The following is a 16905-nucleotide window of genomic DNA, read 5'->3' on the forward strand; positions in this document are numbered from 1 at the left end:
TTGTGCGCATCCTCTGGTTAACACTGTGACTAACAAGAGGAAAAGTGATGCCCCGCTCTATTATCATTGATTGCGATCCTGGCCATGACGATGCTATTGCGTTGATTCTGGCGTTGGCCTCCCCCGAACTCAACGTAGCAGCGGTTACCACCTGTGCCGGTAACCAAACTCCAGACAAAACCTTGCGTAATGCTCTGCGCATTCTGACACTACTCAAGCGTCAGGATATCCCGGTGGCCGGGGGTGCACTCAAACCATTACTGCGCGAATTAATTATTGCCGACAATGTTCACGGTGAAAGCGGATTAGATGGCCCCTCATTGCCGGATCCAGACTTTGCCCCGCAAGCAGATAATGCGGTGGAGCTAATGGCGAGAATATTACGTACCAGCCCTCATCCGGTGACTATTGTGGCCACTGGCCCATTGACTAACGTTGCCTTGCTGCTGGCCGGTCATGGTGCTCTGGCGGCCAAAATAGAGCGTATCGTCATCATGGGGGGAGCCGTGATGTTAGGAAACTGGACCGCCGCTGCTGAATTTAATATTTTTGTCGATCCTGAGGCCGCTGATCGGGTATTTAAATCAGGCATTCCAATCACCATGGCGGGGTTAGATGTGACCCATCAAGCACAGGTGATGGATGAAGATATTGATCGCATTCGTCAGTTAAATAATCCGGTAGCCGACGTGGTCGCGGGCTTATTGGATTTCTTCATGCTGTATCACCGCCAGGAGCGCTGGGGTTTTCAAGGTGCCCCACTACATGATCCTTGCACCATTGCCTGGTTATTGGCCCCCGAGTTATTCACCAGCATTGAACGCTGGGTTGGCATCGAAACCCGAGGTGAATACACCCAAGGCATGACGGTGGTCGATTACTACCAGCTCACAGATAATGTGCCTAATGCAGAAGTCTTGATGGGCATCGATAGGAAAGGGTTTATTGATTTGCTGGTTGAACGGGTTGCCCGCTACAGCGAATAATCGAATGACACTCCGCCACTGCGGAGTGTCTCTTTTTAGCCCAAATTAACGTTAGGGCTGGAATGGCCGGCGATTAAATTGGTCATGTCCACACTTAGGGCAGAGCGGCAACACTTCAGGGGTATAGAAAGCCAGATGATAGTGGCATTTCTCACACACCAAATTCCCTAATCCAACCACCTCACCACTGTGATACACCCCATGGTGACTGACATCTTTAAACACCTCACGCCACTCTAGCTGTGTTTTGTCAGTGATGTCCGCCAGCTCCTGCCACAAGCTCTCTTTAATCACCCGCATAAATACGCTGTCAGTGAATTCATCCTTACTCTCTTCATAACTACGGGCAAACTCCTCCAGATCGCGGCGCACCGCCTGAATGATTTGCTCAACCTCACTCCGGCTCAACTCTTCTACTGCGTCTAACCGCTGCTCGGCGCTTTCCACCAGCTTATCGATATCACGTTCACCATTTTTCAAGCGTTCAGTCAGTGATGCCACCAACTCACGATAATATTGAGCTACCTTGTTCATACTGTCTCCTCGATCCGCGATTGTGATACAGCAAAGGTTGTTACAAAGAAAATAGTGATAAAGCTAATCTCTCGCCTGTTTGTGGTTGCCTCGTTCCTATTGTCTGCTGGTACTTACTCTGATATTAAAGCTAACGTTTATTATTTTAGTCGTAAATGACTGAAGTCACGTCATCGTAAGGTTGTTACTCCCCCACTTTGATGATTTCTGCCATTCACCGCGCAGAAAAACCCTTCTGCAGTATGCTGAGTGTTGTTGCGCCTGCCGCTTATCAGCTATGCTATGCGGATCTCTCTTTATGATATGAAACAGATGATGCTACAGGCGTAGCTGTTTTTCACTATAGGACCACTGGCCGCCATGCAAGAGCAATACCGCCCAGAAGATATCGAAACGCAAGTACAGCTTCACTGGCAAGAGAAGCAAACATTTAAAGTCACTGAAGATACCAGCAAAGAAAAATATTACTGCCTATCTATGCTGCCATACCCTTCAGGACGCCTGCATATGGGGCACGTTCGTAACTACACCATTGGTGATGTTATCTCACGCTACCAACGTATGCTGGGCAAGAACGTCCTACAGCCGATTGGCTGGGATGCGTTTGGCCTGCCGGCAGAAGGTGCCGCCGTTAAAAATAACACCGCACCTGCCCCATGGACTTACGACAACATCGAATATATGAAGAACCAGTTGAAACTACTGGGCTTCGGTTACGACTGGGATCGCGAGATTGCCACCTGTAAACCTGACTACTACCGTTGGGAACAGTGGTTCTTCACCAAGTTGTATGAAAAAGGCATGGTCTACAAAAAGACCTCTGCGGTTAACTGGTGTCCACACGACATGACCGTGTTAGCCAACGAACAGGTGATCGACGGCTGCTGTTGGCGTTGTGATACCAAGGTTGAACGCAAAGAGATCCCGCAGTGGTTTATTAAAATCACCGATTACGCTGATCAGTTGCTTAATGATCTGGACACGCTGGAAAGCTGGCCGGAGCAGGTGAAAACCATGCAACGCAACTGGATTGGCCGCTCCGAAGGGGTTGATATCGTTTTCGACGTGCAGGATAGCGAAGAAAAACTGTCAGTTTATACTACCCGTCCAGACACCTTTATGGGCGTGACCTATGTGGCGGTTGCTGCCGGTCACCCATTGTCACTGCAAGCGGCTGCCACCAACCCAGCGCTGGCTGATTTTGTGGCGGAATGTCGTAATACCAAAGTTGCTGAAGCTGAAATGGCAACGATGGAGAAAAAAGGCATGGCGACCGGTCTATACGCCATCCATCCACTGACAGGTGAAAAGCTGGCTATTTGGGCAGCTAACTTTGTCTTGATGGATTACGGTACCGGCGCAGTAATGGCAGTTCCAGGCCACGATGCCCGTGACTGGGAATTTGCCACCAAATACCACCTGCCAATCAAGCCGGTTATTTTAGCCGCTGACGGCAGCGAACCTGATTTGAGTCAGGAAGCGATGACCGAAAAAGGCACCCTGTTCAACTCCGGCGAGTTCGACGGTCTGGATTATGAAGCAGGCTTTAATGCCATCGCCGACAAGCTAGTCGCTCTTGGTGTTGGCCAGCGTAAAGTGAATTATCGCCTGCGTGATTGGGGTGTATCACGTCAGCGTTATTGGGGTGCACCTATCCCAATGGTGACATTGGAAGATGGCACCGTTGTGCCAACACCAGAAGACCAACTGCCGGTAATTCTGCCAGAAGATGTCGTGATGGACGGTATTACCAGTCCTATCAAGGCTGACCCTGAGTGGGCGAAAACCACCGTTAACGGGATGCCGGGCCTGCGTGAAACCGATACTTTCGATACCTTTATGGAATCATCTTGGTATTACGCGCGCTACACCTGCCCACAATTTGACGAAGGCATGTTGGATCCTACCGCTGCGAACTACTGGCTGCCCGTTGATCAGTATGTAGGCGGTATTGAACATGCCATCATGCACCTGATGTACTTCCGTTTCTTCCACAAACTACTGCGTGATGCCGGTCTGGTGAACTCCGACGAACCAGCCAAACGCCTGTTGTGCCAAGGCATGGTATTGGCTGACGCCTTCTACTACACCGGTGCCAGCGGTGAACGTATCTGGGTTTCACCAGCTGATGCGATTGTCGAGCGTGATGAAAAAGGGCGGATTGTTAAAGCGACCGACCCTGACGGCCATGAACTGGTGTATGCCGGTATGAGCAAAATGTCGAAATCGAAAAACAACGGTATCGACCCGCAAGTTATGGTAGAAAAATACGGTGCCGATACTGTGCGCCTGTTTATGATGTTTGCTTCCCCCGCTGAAATGACGTTGGAATGGCAAGAGTCCGGCGTTGAAGGGGCTAACCGCTTCTTAAAACGTGTCTGGCGTCTGGTGTTTGAAAGCACCGCCAAAGGTGCGACTGCGCCGCTGGACATCGCCAGCCTGACGGAAGAGCAAAAATCACTGCGTCGCGACCTGCACAAAACAATTACCAAAGTCACTGATGACGTGGGCCGCCGTCAAACCTTCAACACCGCTATCGCTGCAGTGATGGAGTTGATGAATAAGCTGGGCCGCGCACCTCAGGAAACTGAACAAGATCGTGCTCTGCTGCAAGAAGCATTACTGGCAGTGGTGCGGATGCTTTATCCATTCACCCCGCACGTTTGCTTCAGTTTGTGGCAAGCACTGGGTGGTGAAGGTGATATCGATACCGCACCATGGCCAATTGCTGATGAACAGGCGATGGTTGAAGACTCTAAATTAGTAGTCGTACAGGTTAATGGTAAAGTGCGTGGCAGAATTACTGTGCCTGCCGATGCCACTGAACAGCAAGTTCGCGAACGCGCTGGTCAAGAGCACCTGGTGGCTAAATACCTGGATGGGGTTACTGTGCGTAAAGTAATCTACGTCCCTGGCAAACTGCTTAACCTGGTTGTAGGTTAAGACAAGGAGGAGTTGTGCGACATCGTATTCTGACGTTGTTGCTGGGGTTAGCGGTGCTGGTCACCGCTGGCTGTGGCTTTAATTTGCGAGGCACCACTCAGGTGCCACCTGAGCTGCAAAAACTGTTGCTGGAAAGTAGTGACCCTTATGGCCCGTTAACCCGAGCTATACGTCAACAGTTGCGTTTAAGCAATGTCACCATTGTTAATGACCCGATGCGTAAAGACTTACCTGCCTTGCGGATCCTTGGTTCATCAGAGAGTCAGGATACCGTGTCAATCTTTCGCAACGGGGTAACGGCGGAGTATCAATTAGTGTTGCGTGTGCAGGCGCAGGTATTGATACCGGGCCATGATATTTACCCATTACGGGTGAATATCTTCCGCACATTGTTCGATAACCCGTTAACAGCACTCGCCAAAGATGCCGAAGCTGAGGTTCTCCGTCAGGAAATGCGTGAACAAGCCGCTCAGCAGTTAGTGCGTCAGCTTCTGACCGTACATGCTGCTGAAGTCAAAAACGCGCAAGAAAATGGTGACAAGTCAGTTGGCAATAATACGACAACAGGCACCGCCAAGATGGCAGAAGTTAAAGAAATCAATATCGGCAAACCTGCAGTCAGTACCCCCGCCCAATGATCCGAGTCTATCCTGAACAACTTGTCGCGCAGCTCCATGAGGGGCTGCGCGCTTGCTATCTGTTGTGCGGTAATGAGCCATTGCTGTTACAAGAAAGTCAGGACCACATTCGTCGGGTGGCAATAGAACATGATTTCACCGAACATTTCAGTTTTGCGCTAGATGCTCACACCGAGTGGGACAGTATCTTTAGTCTTTGTCAGGCACTCAGCCTATTTGCCAGCCGCCAAACATTGACACTGAGTTTCCCTGACAGTGGTTTAACAGCGCCAATGAACGAACAGTTGGTCAAGTTATCAAGTCTGTTACATCCAGATATTCTATTGATTTTACGCGCAAATAAACTCACCAAAGCACAAGAAAACAGTGCCTGGTTTAAAGCACTTGGGAGCAATGGCGTATTTGTCAGTTGCCAAACACCGGAACAGGCACAACTGCCACGTTGGGTCAGTACGCGCGCTAAAAGCCTGAATCTGGAGGTCGATGACCCCGCCATTCAGTTGCTTTGTTACTGCTACGAAGGCAATCTACTGGCGCTATCACAAGCTTTGGAGCGTTTATCGTTACTCTATCCTGACGGTAAACTGACGCTGCCTAAAGTTGAGCAAGCCGTCAACGATGCCGCGCATTTCACCCCTTACCACTGGCTCGATGCCCTAATAGCAGGGAAAAGCAAACGCGCCTGGCATATCCTGCAACAATTGCAGCAGGAAGAGAGTGAACCGATTATTTTGCTGCGCACCTTGCAGCGAGAACTGCTATTGCTGTTAACGTTAAAGCGGCGAATGAATCAGGTGCCACTGCGCACACTATTTGATCAGTTAAAAGTATGGCAAAATCGCCGGCCCATGATGACGCAGGCTCTACAACGCCTTTCCCTGCCACAATTGCAACAAGCCGTTCATTTGCTGGCACAAATTGAGGTTCGCCTGAAACAAGATTATGGTCAGTCAATCTGGCCGGAATTAGAAACACTGTCTATGCTGATGTGCGGCAAAATATTACCTGAGAGCTTTTTTGATGCCCAATAAATCCCCGACTCGCGCCCTACATGCCCTGTTCGGCGGTACCTTTGACCCCATTCATTACGGCCACTTAACGCCGGTTGAAGCATTGGCTCAACAAGTGGGTTTGCAACATATTATTTTATTACCCAATAATGTCCCACCTCACCGCCCACAACCCGAGGCCAATGCACAGCAACGGCTGAAAATGGTAGAGTTAGCTGTCGCCGATAATCCGCTGTTCAGCATCGATGCGCGGGAATTATTACGTGACAGCCCATCGTTCACCATCGACACCTTGGAAAATCTACGTAAAGAACGTGGTGCCGAATTGCCCTTAGCCTTTATCATTGGGCAAGATTCATTATTATCGCTGCATAAATGGCATCGCTGGCAATCAATATTAGATGTGTGCCATTTGCTGGTTTGCGCCCGCCCTGGTTACTCACAAACGCTGGAAACACCTGAGTTACAGCAATGGCTTGATGAGCGACGGGTCTTGGATCCGCAAGCATTAAACCTGCAACCACAAGGGTTAATCTATCTGGCTGATACACCTTTATTGGATATTTCAGCTACCGATATTCGCCATCGGCGTCATAATGGTGAAAGTTGTGATGACCTGCTGCCACGTGCTGTCCAACGATATATTGAGTTACAAGGTTTATATCGCCAAAAGAATTGAAGTTGCAGGTAGGCAGCAAGAGAATAAATCCCGATGAGCTTACTCAGGTAAGTGATTCGGGTGAGTGAACGTAGCGAACACCCCTGCGACTTCAAGTATGAAAGCGATTCGCGGCTGAGGGTTTATATCGCGACGCATTCACCCATGTTATACTCCGCCGCTAAATTTCAGGTATTCGCTGAAAAACCGTTACATTCTAACTGTTCATACCGGTAACTGTTCGTGGGAACTCCTGCAAACAATACGGAAGAACGTTAATACCCAAAGAACTTGACGTTGCAGGTAAGTAGGCAGCGCACGAATCCCGATGAGCTTACATGAGTAAGTGATTCGGGTGAGAAAGTGCAGCTAACACCCCGGCAACTTCAAGGACGAAGGGTATGGACAGAAATCACCCGAGGGGGAACCTTTGCAAGGTAAAGCGCTCCAAGAATTTGTTATCGACAAGCTCGATGACTTGAAAGGCCAGGACATTATCACTTTGGATGTTCAGGGTAAGTCCAGCATTACTGATTACATGATCATCTGTACCGGGACCTCGACCCGCCATGTTATGGCGCTGGCAGACAATCTGGTGCAGGAATCCCGTGTGGCAGGCATGATACCGCTAGGCGTAGAAGGCCAGGGTGTGTCTGACTGGGTTGTTGTGGATTTAGGCGAAGTCATTGTGCATGTCATGCAAGAAGAAAGCCGCCGTCTGTATGAACTGGAAAAACTCTGGAGCTAAGCGGTGAAACTGCAACTGGTAGCCGTCGGCACCAAAATGCCAGACTGGGTGCAGACAGGTTTTATGGATTACCTGCGCCGCTTTCCCAAAGATATGCCCTTCGAGCTGGTAGAGATACCGGCCGGTAAGCGGGGCAAAAATGCGGATATTAAACGCATTTTGGAAAAAGAAGGCGAACTGATGCTGGCGGCGGTTGGCAAAAATAACCGCATTGTCACGCTGGATATCCCAGGTACTCCCTGGGAAACCCCGCAACTGGCTCAGCAATTAGAACGCTGGAAGCAGGACGGCCGTGATGTCAGCCTGCTGATTGGCGGGCCTGAGGGGTTAGCCCCAGCCTGTAAAGCTGCGGCAGAGCAGAGCTGGTCGCTCTCTGTGCTTACGCTACCCCATCCTTTAGTGCGTGTTATAGTGGCTGAAAGCCTCTATCGCGCCTGGAGTATTACGACCAATCACCCTTATCATCGGGAATAAGCGGGCGATGAACCTGAGTAAAGTGATGGCTTTAAGTAAAGTGCTGGTTTTGGACAAGATGAAGTAGCTGCGGGATGAAAAAAGAACCTAACCCTTTTCGCGACTATTCGGCTGAATCAGCCTTGTTTGTCCGCCGCGCCCTTGTGGCTTTCCTCGGTATCCTGCTGCTAAGCGGAATATTGATCGTAAACTTGTACAATTTGCAGATAGTGCGTTTCGAAGACTATCGCACCCGTTCCAATGAAAACCGCATTAAGCTGGTCCCTATCGCCCCAAGCCGTGGCATGATATTTGATCGCAACGGTACCCCGTTGGCGATGAATCGGACCATTTATCAATTAGAATTAATGCCGGAAAAAATCGAAGACCTCCCCACAACACTCAATGCACTACGCCCGATAGTGGATCTGACGGATGAGGATATCGCTAATTTTGAAAAAGAGCGTAAGCGCTCACGCCGCTTTACCTCCATTGCCGTTAAGACCCCTCTTACTGAGGTGCAGGTTGCCCGTTTCGCCGTTAACCAATTCCGCTTCCCTGGTATCGAAGTCAAAGGCTATCAACGCCGCTTCTATCCCTATGGCTCAGCCCTGACTCACGTTATCGGCTATGTATCGAAAATTAACGATAAAGATGTCGAACGGTTGGATAAAGACGGCATTTTGGCTAACTATGCCGCAACCCACGATATCGGCAAGCTGGGTATTGAGCGCTATTATGAATCCGTATTGCACGGCAAAACCGGTTATGAAGAAGTTGAAGTCAATAACCGTGGCCGGGTGATCCGCCAACTACATGAGCAGCCGCCGCAGGCAGGTAAAGATATTTACCTGACGCTCGATTTAAATCTGCAAACTTATATTGAAAAACTCCTGAGTGGCAGCCGCGCCGCAGTGGTGGTCACCGATCCACGTACAGGTGCAATCTTAGCGTTGGTATCGAACCCAAGTTATGACCCGAACCTATTTGTTGATGGGATCTCCAACAAAGATTATCAGGGGTTACTGAACGATCCTGACCGTCCGCTGATTAACCGTGCCACTCAGGGCGTCTACCCCCCTGCGTCTACAGTAAAACCCTATATTGCCGTTTCCGCCCTGAGTGCTGGGGTTATCACCAAGAACACCAGCTTGTTTGACCCTGGTTGGTGGCAACTGCCTGGCTCAGAAAAACGCTTTCGCGACTGGAAAAAATGGGGCCATGGTCGGCTGAATGTCACCAAGGCGCTGGAGGAGTCGGCGGATACCTTCTTCTATCAGGTCTCCTATGACATGGGGATCGATCGCTTGTCCTCATGGATGAGTAAATTCGGCTACGGTGAATATACCGGTATCGATCTATCCGAAGAGCGCGCGGGCCTAATGCCAACTCGTGAGTGGAAACAAAAACGCCACAAAAAACCGTGGTACCAAGGGGATACCATTCCAGTAGGTATCGGCCAAGGGTATTGGACCGCCACCCCGATCCAAATGGCAAAAGCGTTAATGACGCTGATTAATGATGGGGCGGTTAAAACGCCACATCTGCTACAAAGTACCCGGATTGATGGCGTGTTAGTGCCTTATCAACAAGAAGATCGCACGCAAATTGGTGATATTCACTCCGGTTATTGGGAAATAGCTAAAGATGGCATGTATGGTGTAGCCAACCGCCCGAACGGTACGGGGCGTAAGTTTTTTGAAGGTACACCTTATAAAGCAGCGGCAAAATCCGGTACCGCGCAGGTTTATAGCTATGAAACCTATAATGCCCATAAAGTGGCGGAACACTTACGTGACCATAAATTGATGGTTGCGTTTGCGCCTTACGAAAATCCAACGGTATCTGTCGCCATGATTTTAGAAAATGGAGGTGCCGGGCCTGCGGTGGGGACTATTACCCGCCAAATACTCGACCACATTTTGTTGGGTGATAATAATACTGAATTACCGGATGCGGCCCCTCTGCCTCCAGGTGTTGAAGCAGATTAATTGAAGCGGACGAAGGTAACTCATGACTGATAATCAACAAAAAGGCTCTTTGTGGTACAAAATGCACATCGATCTGCCGTTTTTGATTTGCATCCTGGCGCTGTTGGCTTATAGCGCCTTTGTGATGTGGAGCGCCAGCGGGCAAGATATCGGCATGATGGAACGCAAAGTTGGTCAAATCGCTATGGGCCTGATTGTCATGCTGGTTATGGCGCAGATACCGCCGCGCGTCTATGAAAACTGGGCACCCTACCTCTATTTCGTTTGCGTAATTTTGTTGGTATTGGTTGATGCCTTTGGTCAAATCAGTAAAGGTGCACAGCGCTGGCTGGACTTGGGTTTTATCCGCTTCCAACCCTCTGAAATTGCTAAAATTGCGGTTCCGCTGATGGTAGCACGCTTTATGAACCGTGACGTCTGTCCACCCTCATTAAAAAATACCGGTATTGCGCTGATTTTAATCTTTATGCCGACCTTATTGGTGGCCGCTCAACCCGATCTGGGTACCTCGATCCTAATTGCGGCCTCTGGCCTGTTCGTCTTGTTTCTCTCCGGTATGAGTTGGCGTTTAATCGCTATTGCCGCCGTATTGGTCGCTGCGTTTATCCCTATATTGTGGTTCTTCCTGATGCACGGTTATCAGCGGGACCGCGTGATGATGCTGCTGGACCCGGAAAGTGATCCACTCGGCGCGGGTTATCATATTATCCAATCAAAAATCGCCATCGGTTCAGGGGGCTTATCAGGTAAAGGCTGGCTACACGGGACCCAGTCACAACTGGAGTTTTTACCGGAGCGCCATACTGATTTTATCTTTGCCGTACTGGCAGAGGAGCTAGGTTTAATTGGCGTGCTGGTATTATTAGCCCTTTATCTCTGTCTCATTATGCGTGGTTTGGTGATTGCCGCCCACGCACAAACCACCTTCGGCCGAGTGATGGTCGGAGGATTAATGCTGATACTGTTTGTATATGTATTTGTTAACATAGGTATGGTCAGTGGAATTTTACCTGTGGTTGGCGTACCTTTGCCTTTGGTCAGCTATGGAGGCTCGGCGCTGATAGTTCTGATGGCCGGGTTTGGTATCGTGATGTCGATACATACTCATCGCAAAATGTTATCGAAGAATTTATAGAGGTGAGCAATGCGTAAGGAATGGCTTTGGATAGGCATCGCAGGCGTGCTGTTATCAGCATGTACCAGTCAGCCCCCGGCACCCCAGCAACAGGTGCAACAGACGTACAACGGCCCGGTTGAAGAGATTGGTGGGGCAGAGCCGCGCTATGAACCCTTTAATCCTAATTTTAATCAGGATTATAAAGCCAATGGCCAGTCGTACAGCATTATCAAGGATCCACAAAACTTTACTCAGGTGGGCCTTGCCGCTTGGTATGGCGAAGAAGCTAACGGCAACACAACCTCAACTGGCGAAACGTTCGACCCTAATGCGTTGACCGCCGCCCACCCTACGCTGCCAATTCCAAGTTATGTGCGCGTTACCAATGTCAGTAATGGCCGCCAGATTGTGGTGCGCGTGAATGACCGTGGCCCGTATACCCCAGGGCGAGTGATTGATTTATCTAAAGCGGCCGCTGATCGCCTGAATATTTCGAATAACACCAAGGTGAAGATTGATTTTATCAATGTCGCACCTGATGGTTCGCTGTCTGGCCCAGGCATGGTAGGTACCACCATTGCCAAACAAAGTTATGCATTACCAAACCGCCCAGATTTGACCTCCAGCGGGATGGGGACGCCAATGCAACAGGATGCGCCCGCAGTAAGTGCCCCCGTGCGCCCTATCGCTAACAGTAATTTGTCTGGTGCAGATGCCTCTCAACCGGTTGCACCACAAAGTAGCGGTTTCCTGCGGGCATCGACCCCGGTGCCGGCTGGCGTATTGGAAAGCTCAGAACCCGCAGTTAATTCTGCATCCACCCTGGGTGCTGGGCCGGTGACACCACCAGTTGTTGCCAACCCTGGTCCAGTAACATCATCAGTAGCAACAACAGGTGCTGCCAGCTCTGGTGGTTATGTGGTTCAGGTCGGTGCGTTGAGCGATGCTCAGCGGGCGCAAACCTGGCAGCAAAGTCTGAGCCAACGTTTTGGGGTGCCGGGCAAAGTAGATACCAATGGCAGTGTGCATCGTGTCCAACTTGGGCCGTTCAGTAGCCGCCAACAGGCCGTAGAACTGCAACAACGCCTGTCGAGCGAAGCTCAGCAGCAGTCATTTGTGGTCGCGGCACCTTAAAACATACATACCTTGTAGCAATTTAAGGTCTGTCAGATAAAAATAACCGTAACCTCCTGTGCAAACAGGATGTTACGGTGAAACGAATAAACGCCACACAAGTGTATAGCCAAATTTATTGGCGTTGCAGCAAGGCCGCAAATAAATGCATCCCGATGAGCTTGCACAATTCAAGTGATTCAGATGAGTAAGTGCCGCTAACGCCGCTACAACGTCAAGTAAGTAAGGGTATGGTATAGTGTGGCACTTTCTTAACTTACTCCCACGGATGTTGTTGTCCTGATCATGAAATATGTAACTACTTCTCGTATTATCAAGAGCCTGGCGCTCGGCACTGTTATTGTTATGAGCGCAGCTTCTGCTGCAAACGCTGATGACGTAAATCTAAAAACCATGATCCCCGGCGTGCCACAGATCGACTCAGAAGCGTATGTGCTGATTGATTACAACTCCGGCAAAGTATTGGCAGAAATGAATGCTGATGCGCGTCGTAATCCGGCCAGCTTGACCAAAATGATGACCAGTTATGTTATCGGTCAGGCAATCAAAGCAGGCAAAATCGGGCCAGAAGATATGGTTACCGTGGGGAAAGATGCCTGGGCAACTGGCAATCCAGAATTCAAAGGCTCTTCGTTGATGTTTTTGAAACCCGGCGACCGTGTACCGGTTTCTAAACTGACTCGGGGTATCAACCTGCAATCCGGTAATGACGCCTGTGTCGCGATGGCTGATTATGTTGCTGGCAGCCAAGACTCATTCGTCAACCTGATGAACAACTACGTTAAAGCACTGGGCCTGCAAAACACCCAGTTCAAAACAGTTCACGGTTTAGATGCTGAAGGCCAGTACAGCTCTGCGCGCGATATGGCGCTGATTGGTCAAGCACTGATTCGCGATGTGCCGGATGAGTATGCCATTTACAAAGAGAAAGAGTTTACCTTCAACAATATCCGTCAGATGAACCGTAACGGTTTACTGTGGGATACCAGTCTGAATGTTGATGGTATTAAAACCGGCCATACCGAAGCTGCTGGCTATAACTTGGTTGCCTCTGCGACCGATGGTCAAATGCGATTGATCTCAGCCGTACTGGGTGGTCACACCTACAAAGGCCGTGAAACTGAAAGTAAAAAATTACTGACTTGGGGCTTCCGTTTCTTTGAAACCGTCGCACCGCTAAAAGTAGGTAAAGAGTTCGCTTCAGAGCCAGTCTGGTTCGGCGACAGTGATCGTGTGCAGTTGGGTGTTGATAAAGACGCATACCTGACTATTCCACGCGGCCGCATGAAAGATTTGAAAGCCAGCTACGTGCTGAATACACCTGAGATTCATGCGCCACTGGCGAAGAATCAGGTTGTTGGCATGATTAACTTCCAGTTAGATGGCAAAACCATCGACCAGCGCCCATTAGTGGTGATGAACGAAGTTAAAGAAGGTGGGTTCTTTAGCCGCATGGTGGACTACATCAAACTGATGTTTCACCGCTGGTTCGGTTAGTTGGTGGGCTTGAAAACCAGCAGACTATCCCCATATTATAAATAATATGAAACTCCCGCCCCGGCGGGAGTTATAATTTTAGGGTCGGATGATTTTTTCATTATCCTAACACCTATCCGGCAGTAATCTGTCCATCAACACCCAGGAGCGCACATGAAAACTAAACTGAACGAACTGCTTGAGTTCCCTTGTTCTTTTACCTACAAGGTAATGGGCATTGCTGAACCACAGTTGGTAAACCAGGTGGTGGAAGTGGTACAGCGCCATGCTCCGGGTGATTATACCCCGCAGGTAAAACCGAGCAGCAAAGGCAACTTTCACTCCGTCTCCATCACCATTACAGCCACCCATATTGATCAAGTGGAAATCCTGTATAAAGAACTGGCAGACCTTGAACTGGTGCGGATGGTGCTGTAATTAAGGCTATAGAGTTAAGCCTTATTGCCGACGAGCAAGATACCTAATTTGTACCAAGCCCACCTTATTATGGCCTGGACCGGATATTCCCGCTCTGGGCCTTATTTTACCTTTTAACCCCATGGTTGAACCGTAAACCTGCTTTTTTAAATGTCAAAATAGTAGCCCCACACTGCTGGGCTGGTATACTGACGCCACCATTTCTGTAACCAGATGATGCCTCGCTTGCAACAACATAAGATCATTTTACGTCAGCTAGGGCTACAACCCTATGGCCCCGTATCTCAAGCTATGCATAATTTCACTGAGTTCCGTACTGACGCCACTCCTGATGAAATCTGGCTGGTTGAGCATCAGCATGTCTTCACTCAGGGCCAGGCAGGGAAAGCCGAACATGTGCTGATGCCCGGTGACATTCCAGTTATCCAGAGCGATCGAGGCGGGCAGGTCACTTATCATGGACCCGGTCAGCAAGTTATGTATGTCATGATTGACCTCAAGCGTGCCAAAGTTGGCGTGCGGCAATTGGTTACCGCGATAGAGAATACTGTGATTCACACCTTGGCTCATTTTGCTATTGATTCACAAGCCCGCCCAGATGCACCCGGTGTCTATGTCGGTCAGCAAAAAATATGCTCGTTGGGATTGCGTATCCGTAGAGGTTGCTCGTTTCACGGGCTGGCTTTGAATATCGATATGGACCTGGAGCCGTTCCAACGCATAAACCCATGCGGTTATGCCGGTATGCAAATGACCCAGGTCAGTGCATTAAAAGCAGGTACAACTGTTGCTGATATCCAGCCAATTTTGGTGCGCGAATTTACCCGCCAATTAGGCTATCCGCAAGCAGAGCAGCAGCCATGGTCGCAGGCAGACTATTTATCATCAGACAAACCCTAAGTTAGCTAATTGAAATCGTGAATGCCTTGGCTCTTTCAGCATAGCCAACATAATTGGAGTGGCAGCAAAGCAATAAGCGAATGACAAATCTACTGGCAGGGGAATTGGAACGCTATACCTTAACGCCTACAAAATTGGGGGCTGAATAGGATAGGGGAATGATGATATAATTTTTAAACAATTTTCAAAAAATTTTTAACGAACGCCATATCACGTTGAATTTAATGAAAAATCTCGAATTGAGAGATTCAGAACTGGAACCTGCACGATTATGAGTAAACCGATTCAGATGGAACGCGGCGTAAAATATCGCGACGCAGATAAAATGGCGTTAATCCCGATTAAAACCGTGGTTACCGAACGTCAGGAACTGCTACGTAAACCCGAATGGATGAAAATCAAGCTACCTGCTGACTCCAGCCGCATTCAGGGTATCAAGGCAGCAATGCGTAAAAACGGTCTGCACTCGGTTTGCGAAGAGGCATCCTGCCCTAACTTGTCAGAGTGCTTCAACCACGGAACGGCGACCTTTATGATCCTCGGCGCAATTTGTACCCGCCGTTGCCCATTCTGTGACGTTGCCCATGGTCGTCCGGTTACACCTGATGCCAATGAACCAGAAAAGCTGGCGCAAACTATTAAAGATATGGGATTGCGCTATGTGGTGATCACCTCAGTTGACCGTGATGACTTACGCGATGGTGGTGCTCAGCACTTTGCCGATTGTATCTCAGCCATTCGTGCCAAAAATCCGACCATAAAAATTGAGACACTGGTACCTGACTTCCGTGGTCGCATGGATCGTGCGTTAGATATTTTGACTGTCACACCACCGGATGTGTTCAACCATAATCTGGAAAACGTACCACGCGTGTATCGTCAAGTGCGACCAGGGGCTAACTATGAGTGGTCGCTTAAATTACTTGAGCGCTTTAAAGAAGCCCATCCTGATATTCCGACTAAATCAGGGTTGATGGTTGGTTTGGGTGAAACCAATGCTGAAATCGTTGAGGTTATGCATGATTTGCGCCGCCATGGGGTCACCATGCTGACATTGGGGCAGTATTTGCAACCAAGCCGCCACCATTTACCCGTACAGCGCTACGTCAGCCCGGCTGAGTTTGATGAAATGAAAGCAGAAGCCATGGCAATGGGCTTTACTCATGCGGCTTGTGGCCCGTTTGTTCGCTCTTCTTATCATGCCGATCTGCAAGCAAAAGGGTTAGAAGTAAAATAAATAAATTGGCCTGATGAGATTTTCAGGCCAATTTACTGAAACACTTAGTTACACCTTAAATGCCAGATAAGCAAAAACGGATTTCCATTGGAGATCCGTTTCCTGTTACCAGACATAAAAAGCTAGCTGATAATAGCTAAGCTATAGAACTATTATGCTTCTGCTATGACCGGATACCGGCGACATCAAGCGAGGGCAATCAGTCCTTATGCTCGATTGGAGGTATTGTTTTGGCTTCATCTGCCGTTTTAGCTGCAGTTACAGGCGTCGCCGTAGATGCATCGTCATTACCCATGGCCTTTTTAAAACCTTTCAGGGCAGCCCCCAAATCCGCGCCCAACGTGCGCAATTTGCTGGTTCCGAATAACAATACAATCAATATGCCGACTACCAACAGTTTGGTAATGCTGATACCTTCCATACTCACCTTCTTGATTAGTTCTGTTCATTAAACAATGAATATATCCTTCTTACTGGATATTGCGCCGATATGAGTACTCCCTGCCCCCCTGAATCACTAACATGAATCAGAATGATGAGATTCACTCGCGGTCGACAACACCAATGACGCTGGATATCGTTAAATAATGGCCTATTTACGAAAAAATTACCGATTAAAACGACAGTAATATGTAACAGATT

The 16905-nt window shown here is 49.1% G+C and carries 16 protein-coding genes; 14 read left to right on the plus strand and 2 right to left on the minus strand.

Annotated elements, in window-relative coordinates; translation table 11 throughout:
* The first annotated feature begins 47 nt into the window (after positions 1–47).
* Entirely contained in the window at positions 48–986 is a 939-nt protein-coding gene (gene rihA / locus A6J67_RS19190; RefSeq protein WP_042569382.1) for a pyrimidine-specific ribonucleoside hydrolase RihA, read from the plus strand.
* A 51-nt stretch (positions 987–1037) separates the two neighbouring features.
* Here rihA and A6J67_RS19195 read toward each other — a convergent pair whose 3' ends face one another.
* Positions 1038–1520, minus strand: coding sequence for a zinc ribbon-containing protein (locus A6J67_RS19195; RefSeq protein ID WP_005182743.1), 483 nt, complete (start codon positions 1518–1520; stop codon positions 1038–1040).
* Positions 1521–1880: 360 nt separating this feature from the next.
* Between A6J67_RS19195 and leuS the strand changes: the two genes are divergently transcribed.
* The 13 genes from leuS to lipA all read left to right on the plus strand — a co-directional run bounded on the left by leuS (position 1881) and on the right by lipA (position 16263).
* Positions 1881–4463: a leucine--tRNA ligase gene (leuS, locus tag A6J67_RS19200; RefSeq protein ID WP_042569381.1), complete on the plus strand. Its 2583-nt coding sequence runs from the start codon at positions 1881–1883 to the stop codon at positions 4461–4463.
* A gap of 14 nt (positions 4464–4477) precedes the next feature.
* A complete protein-coding gene (gene lptE / locus A6J67_RS19205) occupies positions 4478–5101 on the plus strand; it encodes an LPS assembly lipoprotein LptE (protein WP_050297773.1) in 624 nt (207 codons plus the stop codon).
* Positions 5098–6132 (plus strand): DNA polymerase III subunit delta, encoded by a 1035-nt coding sequence (gene holA, locus A6J67_RS19210; RefSeq protein ID WP_050297774.1) that lies wholly within the window; start codon positions 5098–5100, stop codon positions 6130–6132. Before lptE ends, holA begins: the two co-directional genes overlap by 4 nt.
* On the plus strand, positions 6122–6790 hold the full coding sequence (nadD, locus tag A6J67_RS19215) for a nicotinate-nucleotide adenylyltransferase (protein WP_042569379.1): 669 nt from the start codon (positions 6122–6124) through the stop codon (positions 6788–6790). The genes holA and nadD overlap by 11 nt, the downstream gene beginning before the upstream one ends.
* A gap of 409 nt (positions 6791–7199) precedes the next feature.
* Positions 7200–7517 carry a ribosome silencing factor gene (gene rsfS, locus A6J67_RS19220; protein ID WP_005182734.1) on the plus strand — a complete coding sequence of 106 codons (318 nt, stop codon included), beginning with the start codon at positions 7200–7202 and terminating at the stop codon, positions 7515–7517.
* A 3-nt stretch (positions 7518–7520) separates the two neighbouring features.
* A complete protein-coding gene (gene rlmH, locus A6J67_RS19225) occupies positions 7521–7991 on the plus strand; it encodes a 23S rRNA (pseudouridine(1915)-N(3))-methyltransferase RlmH (protein ID WP_005182723.1) in 471 nt (156 codons plus the stop codon).
* 74 nt (positions 7992–8065) lie between these two features.
* Positions 8066–9961: a peptidoglycan DD-transpeptidase MrdA gene (gene mrdA / locus A6J67_RS19230; protein WP_005182721.1), complete on the plus strand. Its 1896-nt coding sequence runs from the start codon at positions 8066–8068 to the stop codon at positions 9959–9961.
* 22 nt (positions 9962–9983) lie between these two features.
* Positions 9984–11096, plus strand: coding sequence for a peptidoglycan glycosyltransferase MrdB (gene mrdB / locus A6J67_RS19235; protein ID WP_005182719.1), 1113 nt, complete (start codon positions 9984–9986; stop codon positions 11094–11096).
* Positions 11097–11105: 9 nt separating this feature from the next.
* Positions 11106–12212, plus strand: coding sequence for an endolytic peptidoglycan transglycosylase RlpA (gene rlpA, locus A6J67_RS19240; RefSeq protein WP_050074548.1), 1107 nt, complete (start codon positions 11106–11108; stop codon positions 12210–12212).
* A gap of 285 nt (positions 12213–12497) precedes the next feature.
* On the plus strand, positions 12498–13709 hold the full coding sequence (dacA, locus tag A6J67_RS19245) for a D-alanyl-D-alanine carboxypeptidase DacA (protein ID WP_005182716.1): 1212 nt from the start codon (positions 12498–12500) through the stop codon (positions 13707–13709).
* A 153-nt stretch (positions 13710–13862) separates the two neighbouring features.
* The gene (gene ybeD, locus A6J67_RS19250; RefSeq protein ID WP_032905731.1) at positions 13863–14126 is read left to right on the plus strand and encodes a DUF493 family protein YbeD; all 264 of its coding nucleotides are present in this window, start codon (positions 13863–13865) and stop codon (positions 14124–14126) included.
* A 213-nt stretch (positions 14127–14339) separates the two neighbouring features.
* Positions 14340–15026 (plus strand): lipoyl(octanoyl) transferase LipB, encoded by a 687-nt coding sequence (gene lipB / locus A6J67_RS19255; RefSeq protein ID WP_005182712.1) that lies wholly within the window; start codon positions 14340–14342, stop codon positions 15024–15026.
* A 271-nt stretch (positions 15027–15297) separates the two neighbouring features.
* Positions 15298–16263 carry a lipoyl synthase gene (lipA, locus tag A6J67_RS19260; RefSeq protein WP_005182711.1) on the plus strand — a complete coding sequence of 322 codons (966 nt, stop codon included), beginning with the start codon at positions 15298–15300 and terminating at the stop codon, positions 16261–16263.
* A 199-nt stretch (positions 16264–16462) separates the two neighbouring features.
* On the opposite strand, the gene tatA is transcribed toward lipA, so the two are convergent.
* Positions 16463–16684 carry a Sec-independent protein translocase subunit TatA gene (gene tatA / locus A6J67_RS19265; protein WP_005182703.1) on the minus strand — a complete coding sequence of 74 codons (222 nt, stop codon included), beginning with the start codon at positions 16682–16684 and terminating at the stop codon, positions 16463–16465.
* Positions 16685–16905 lie beyond the last annotated feature (221 nt).

The sequence above is a fragment of the Yersinia sp. FDAARGOS_228 genome (assembly GCF_002073315.2).
In the GTDB taxonomy this organism is placed as follows: domain Bacteria; phylum Pseudomonadota; class Gammaproteobacteria; order Enterobacterales; family Enterobacteriaceae; genus Yersinia; species Yersinia intermedia.

Coding starts and splice junctions, on each gene's coding strand:
- rihA (WP_042569382.1), top strand. CDS start 48: ATGCCCCGCTCTATTATCATTGATTGCGATCCTGGCCATGACGATGCT.
- A6J67_RS19195 (WP_005182743.1), bottom strand. CDS start 1,520: ATGAACAAGGTAGCTCAATATTATCGTGAGTTGGTGGCATCACTGACT.
- leuS (WP_042569381.1), top strand. CDS start 1,881: ATGCAAGAGCAATACCGCCCAGAAGATATCGAAACGCAAGTACAGCTT.
- holA (WP_050297774.1), top strand. CDS start 5,098: ATGATCCGAGTCTATCCTGAACAACTTGTCGCGCAGCTCCATGAGGGG.
- nadD (WP_042569379.1), top strand. CDS start 6,122: ATGCCCAATAAATCCCCGACTCGCGCCCTACATGCCCTGTTCGGCGGT.
- mrdA (WP_005182721.1), top strand. CDS start 8,066: ATGAAAAAAGAACCTAACCCTTTTCGCGACTATTCGGCTGAATCAGCC.
- mrdB (WP_005182719.1), top strand. CDS start 9,984: ATGACTGATAATCAACAAAAAGGCTCTTTGTGGTACAAAATGCACATC.
- rlpA (WP_050074548.1), top strand. CDS start 11,106: ATGCGTAAGGAATGGCTTTGGATAGGCATCGCAGGCGTGCTGTTATCA.
- dacA (WP_005182716.1), top strand. CDS start 12,498: ATGAAATATGTAACTACTTCTCGTATTATCAAGAGCCTGGCGCTCGGC.
- ybeD (WP_032905731.1), top strand. CDS start 13,863: ATGAAAACTAAACTGAACGAACTGCTTGAGTTCCCTTGTTCTTTTACC.
- lipB (WP_005182712.1), top strand. CDS start 14,340: ATGATGCCTCGCTTGCAACAACATAAGATCATTTTACGTCAGCTAGGG.
- lipA (WP_005182711.1), top strand. CDS start 15,298: ATGAGTAAACCGATTCAGATGGAACGCGGCGTAAAATATCGCGACGCA.
- tatA (WP_005182703.1), bottom strand. CDS start 16,684: ATGGAAGGTATCAGCATTACCAAACTGTTGGTAGTCGGCATATTGATT.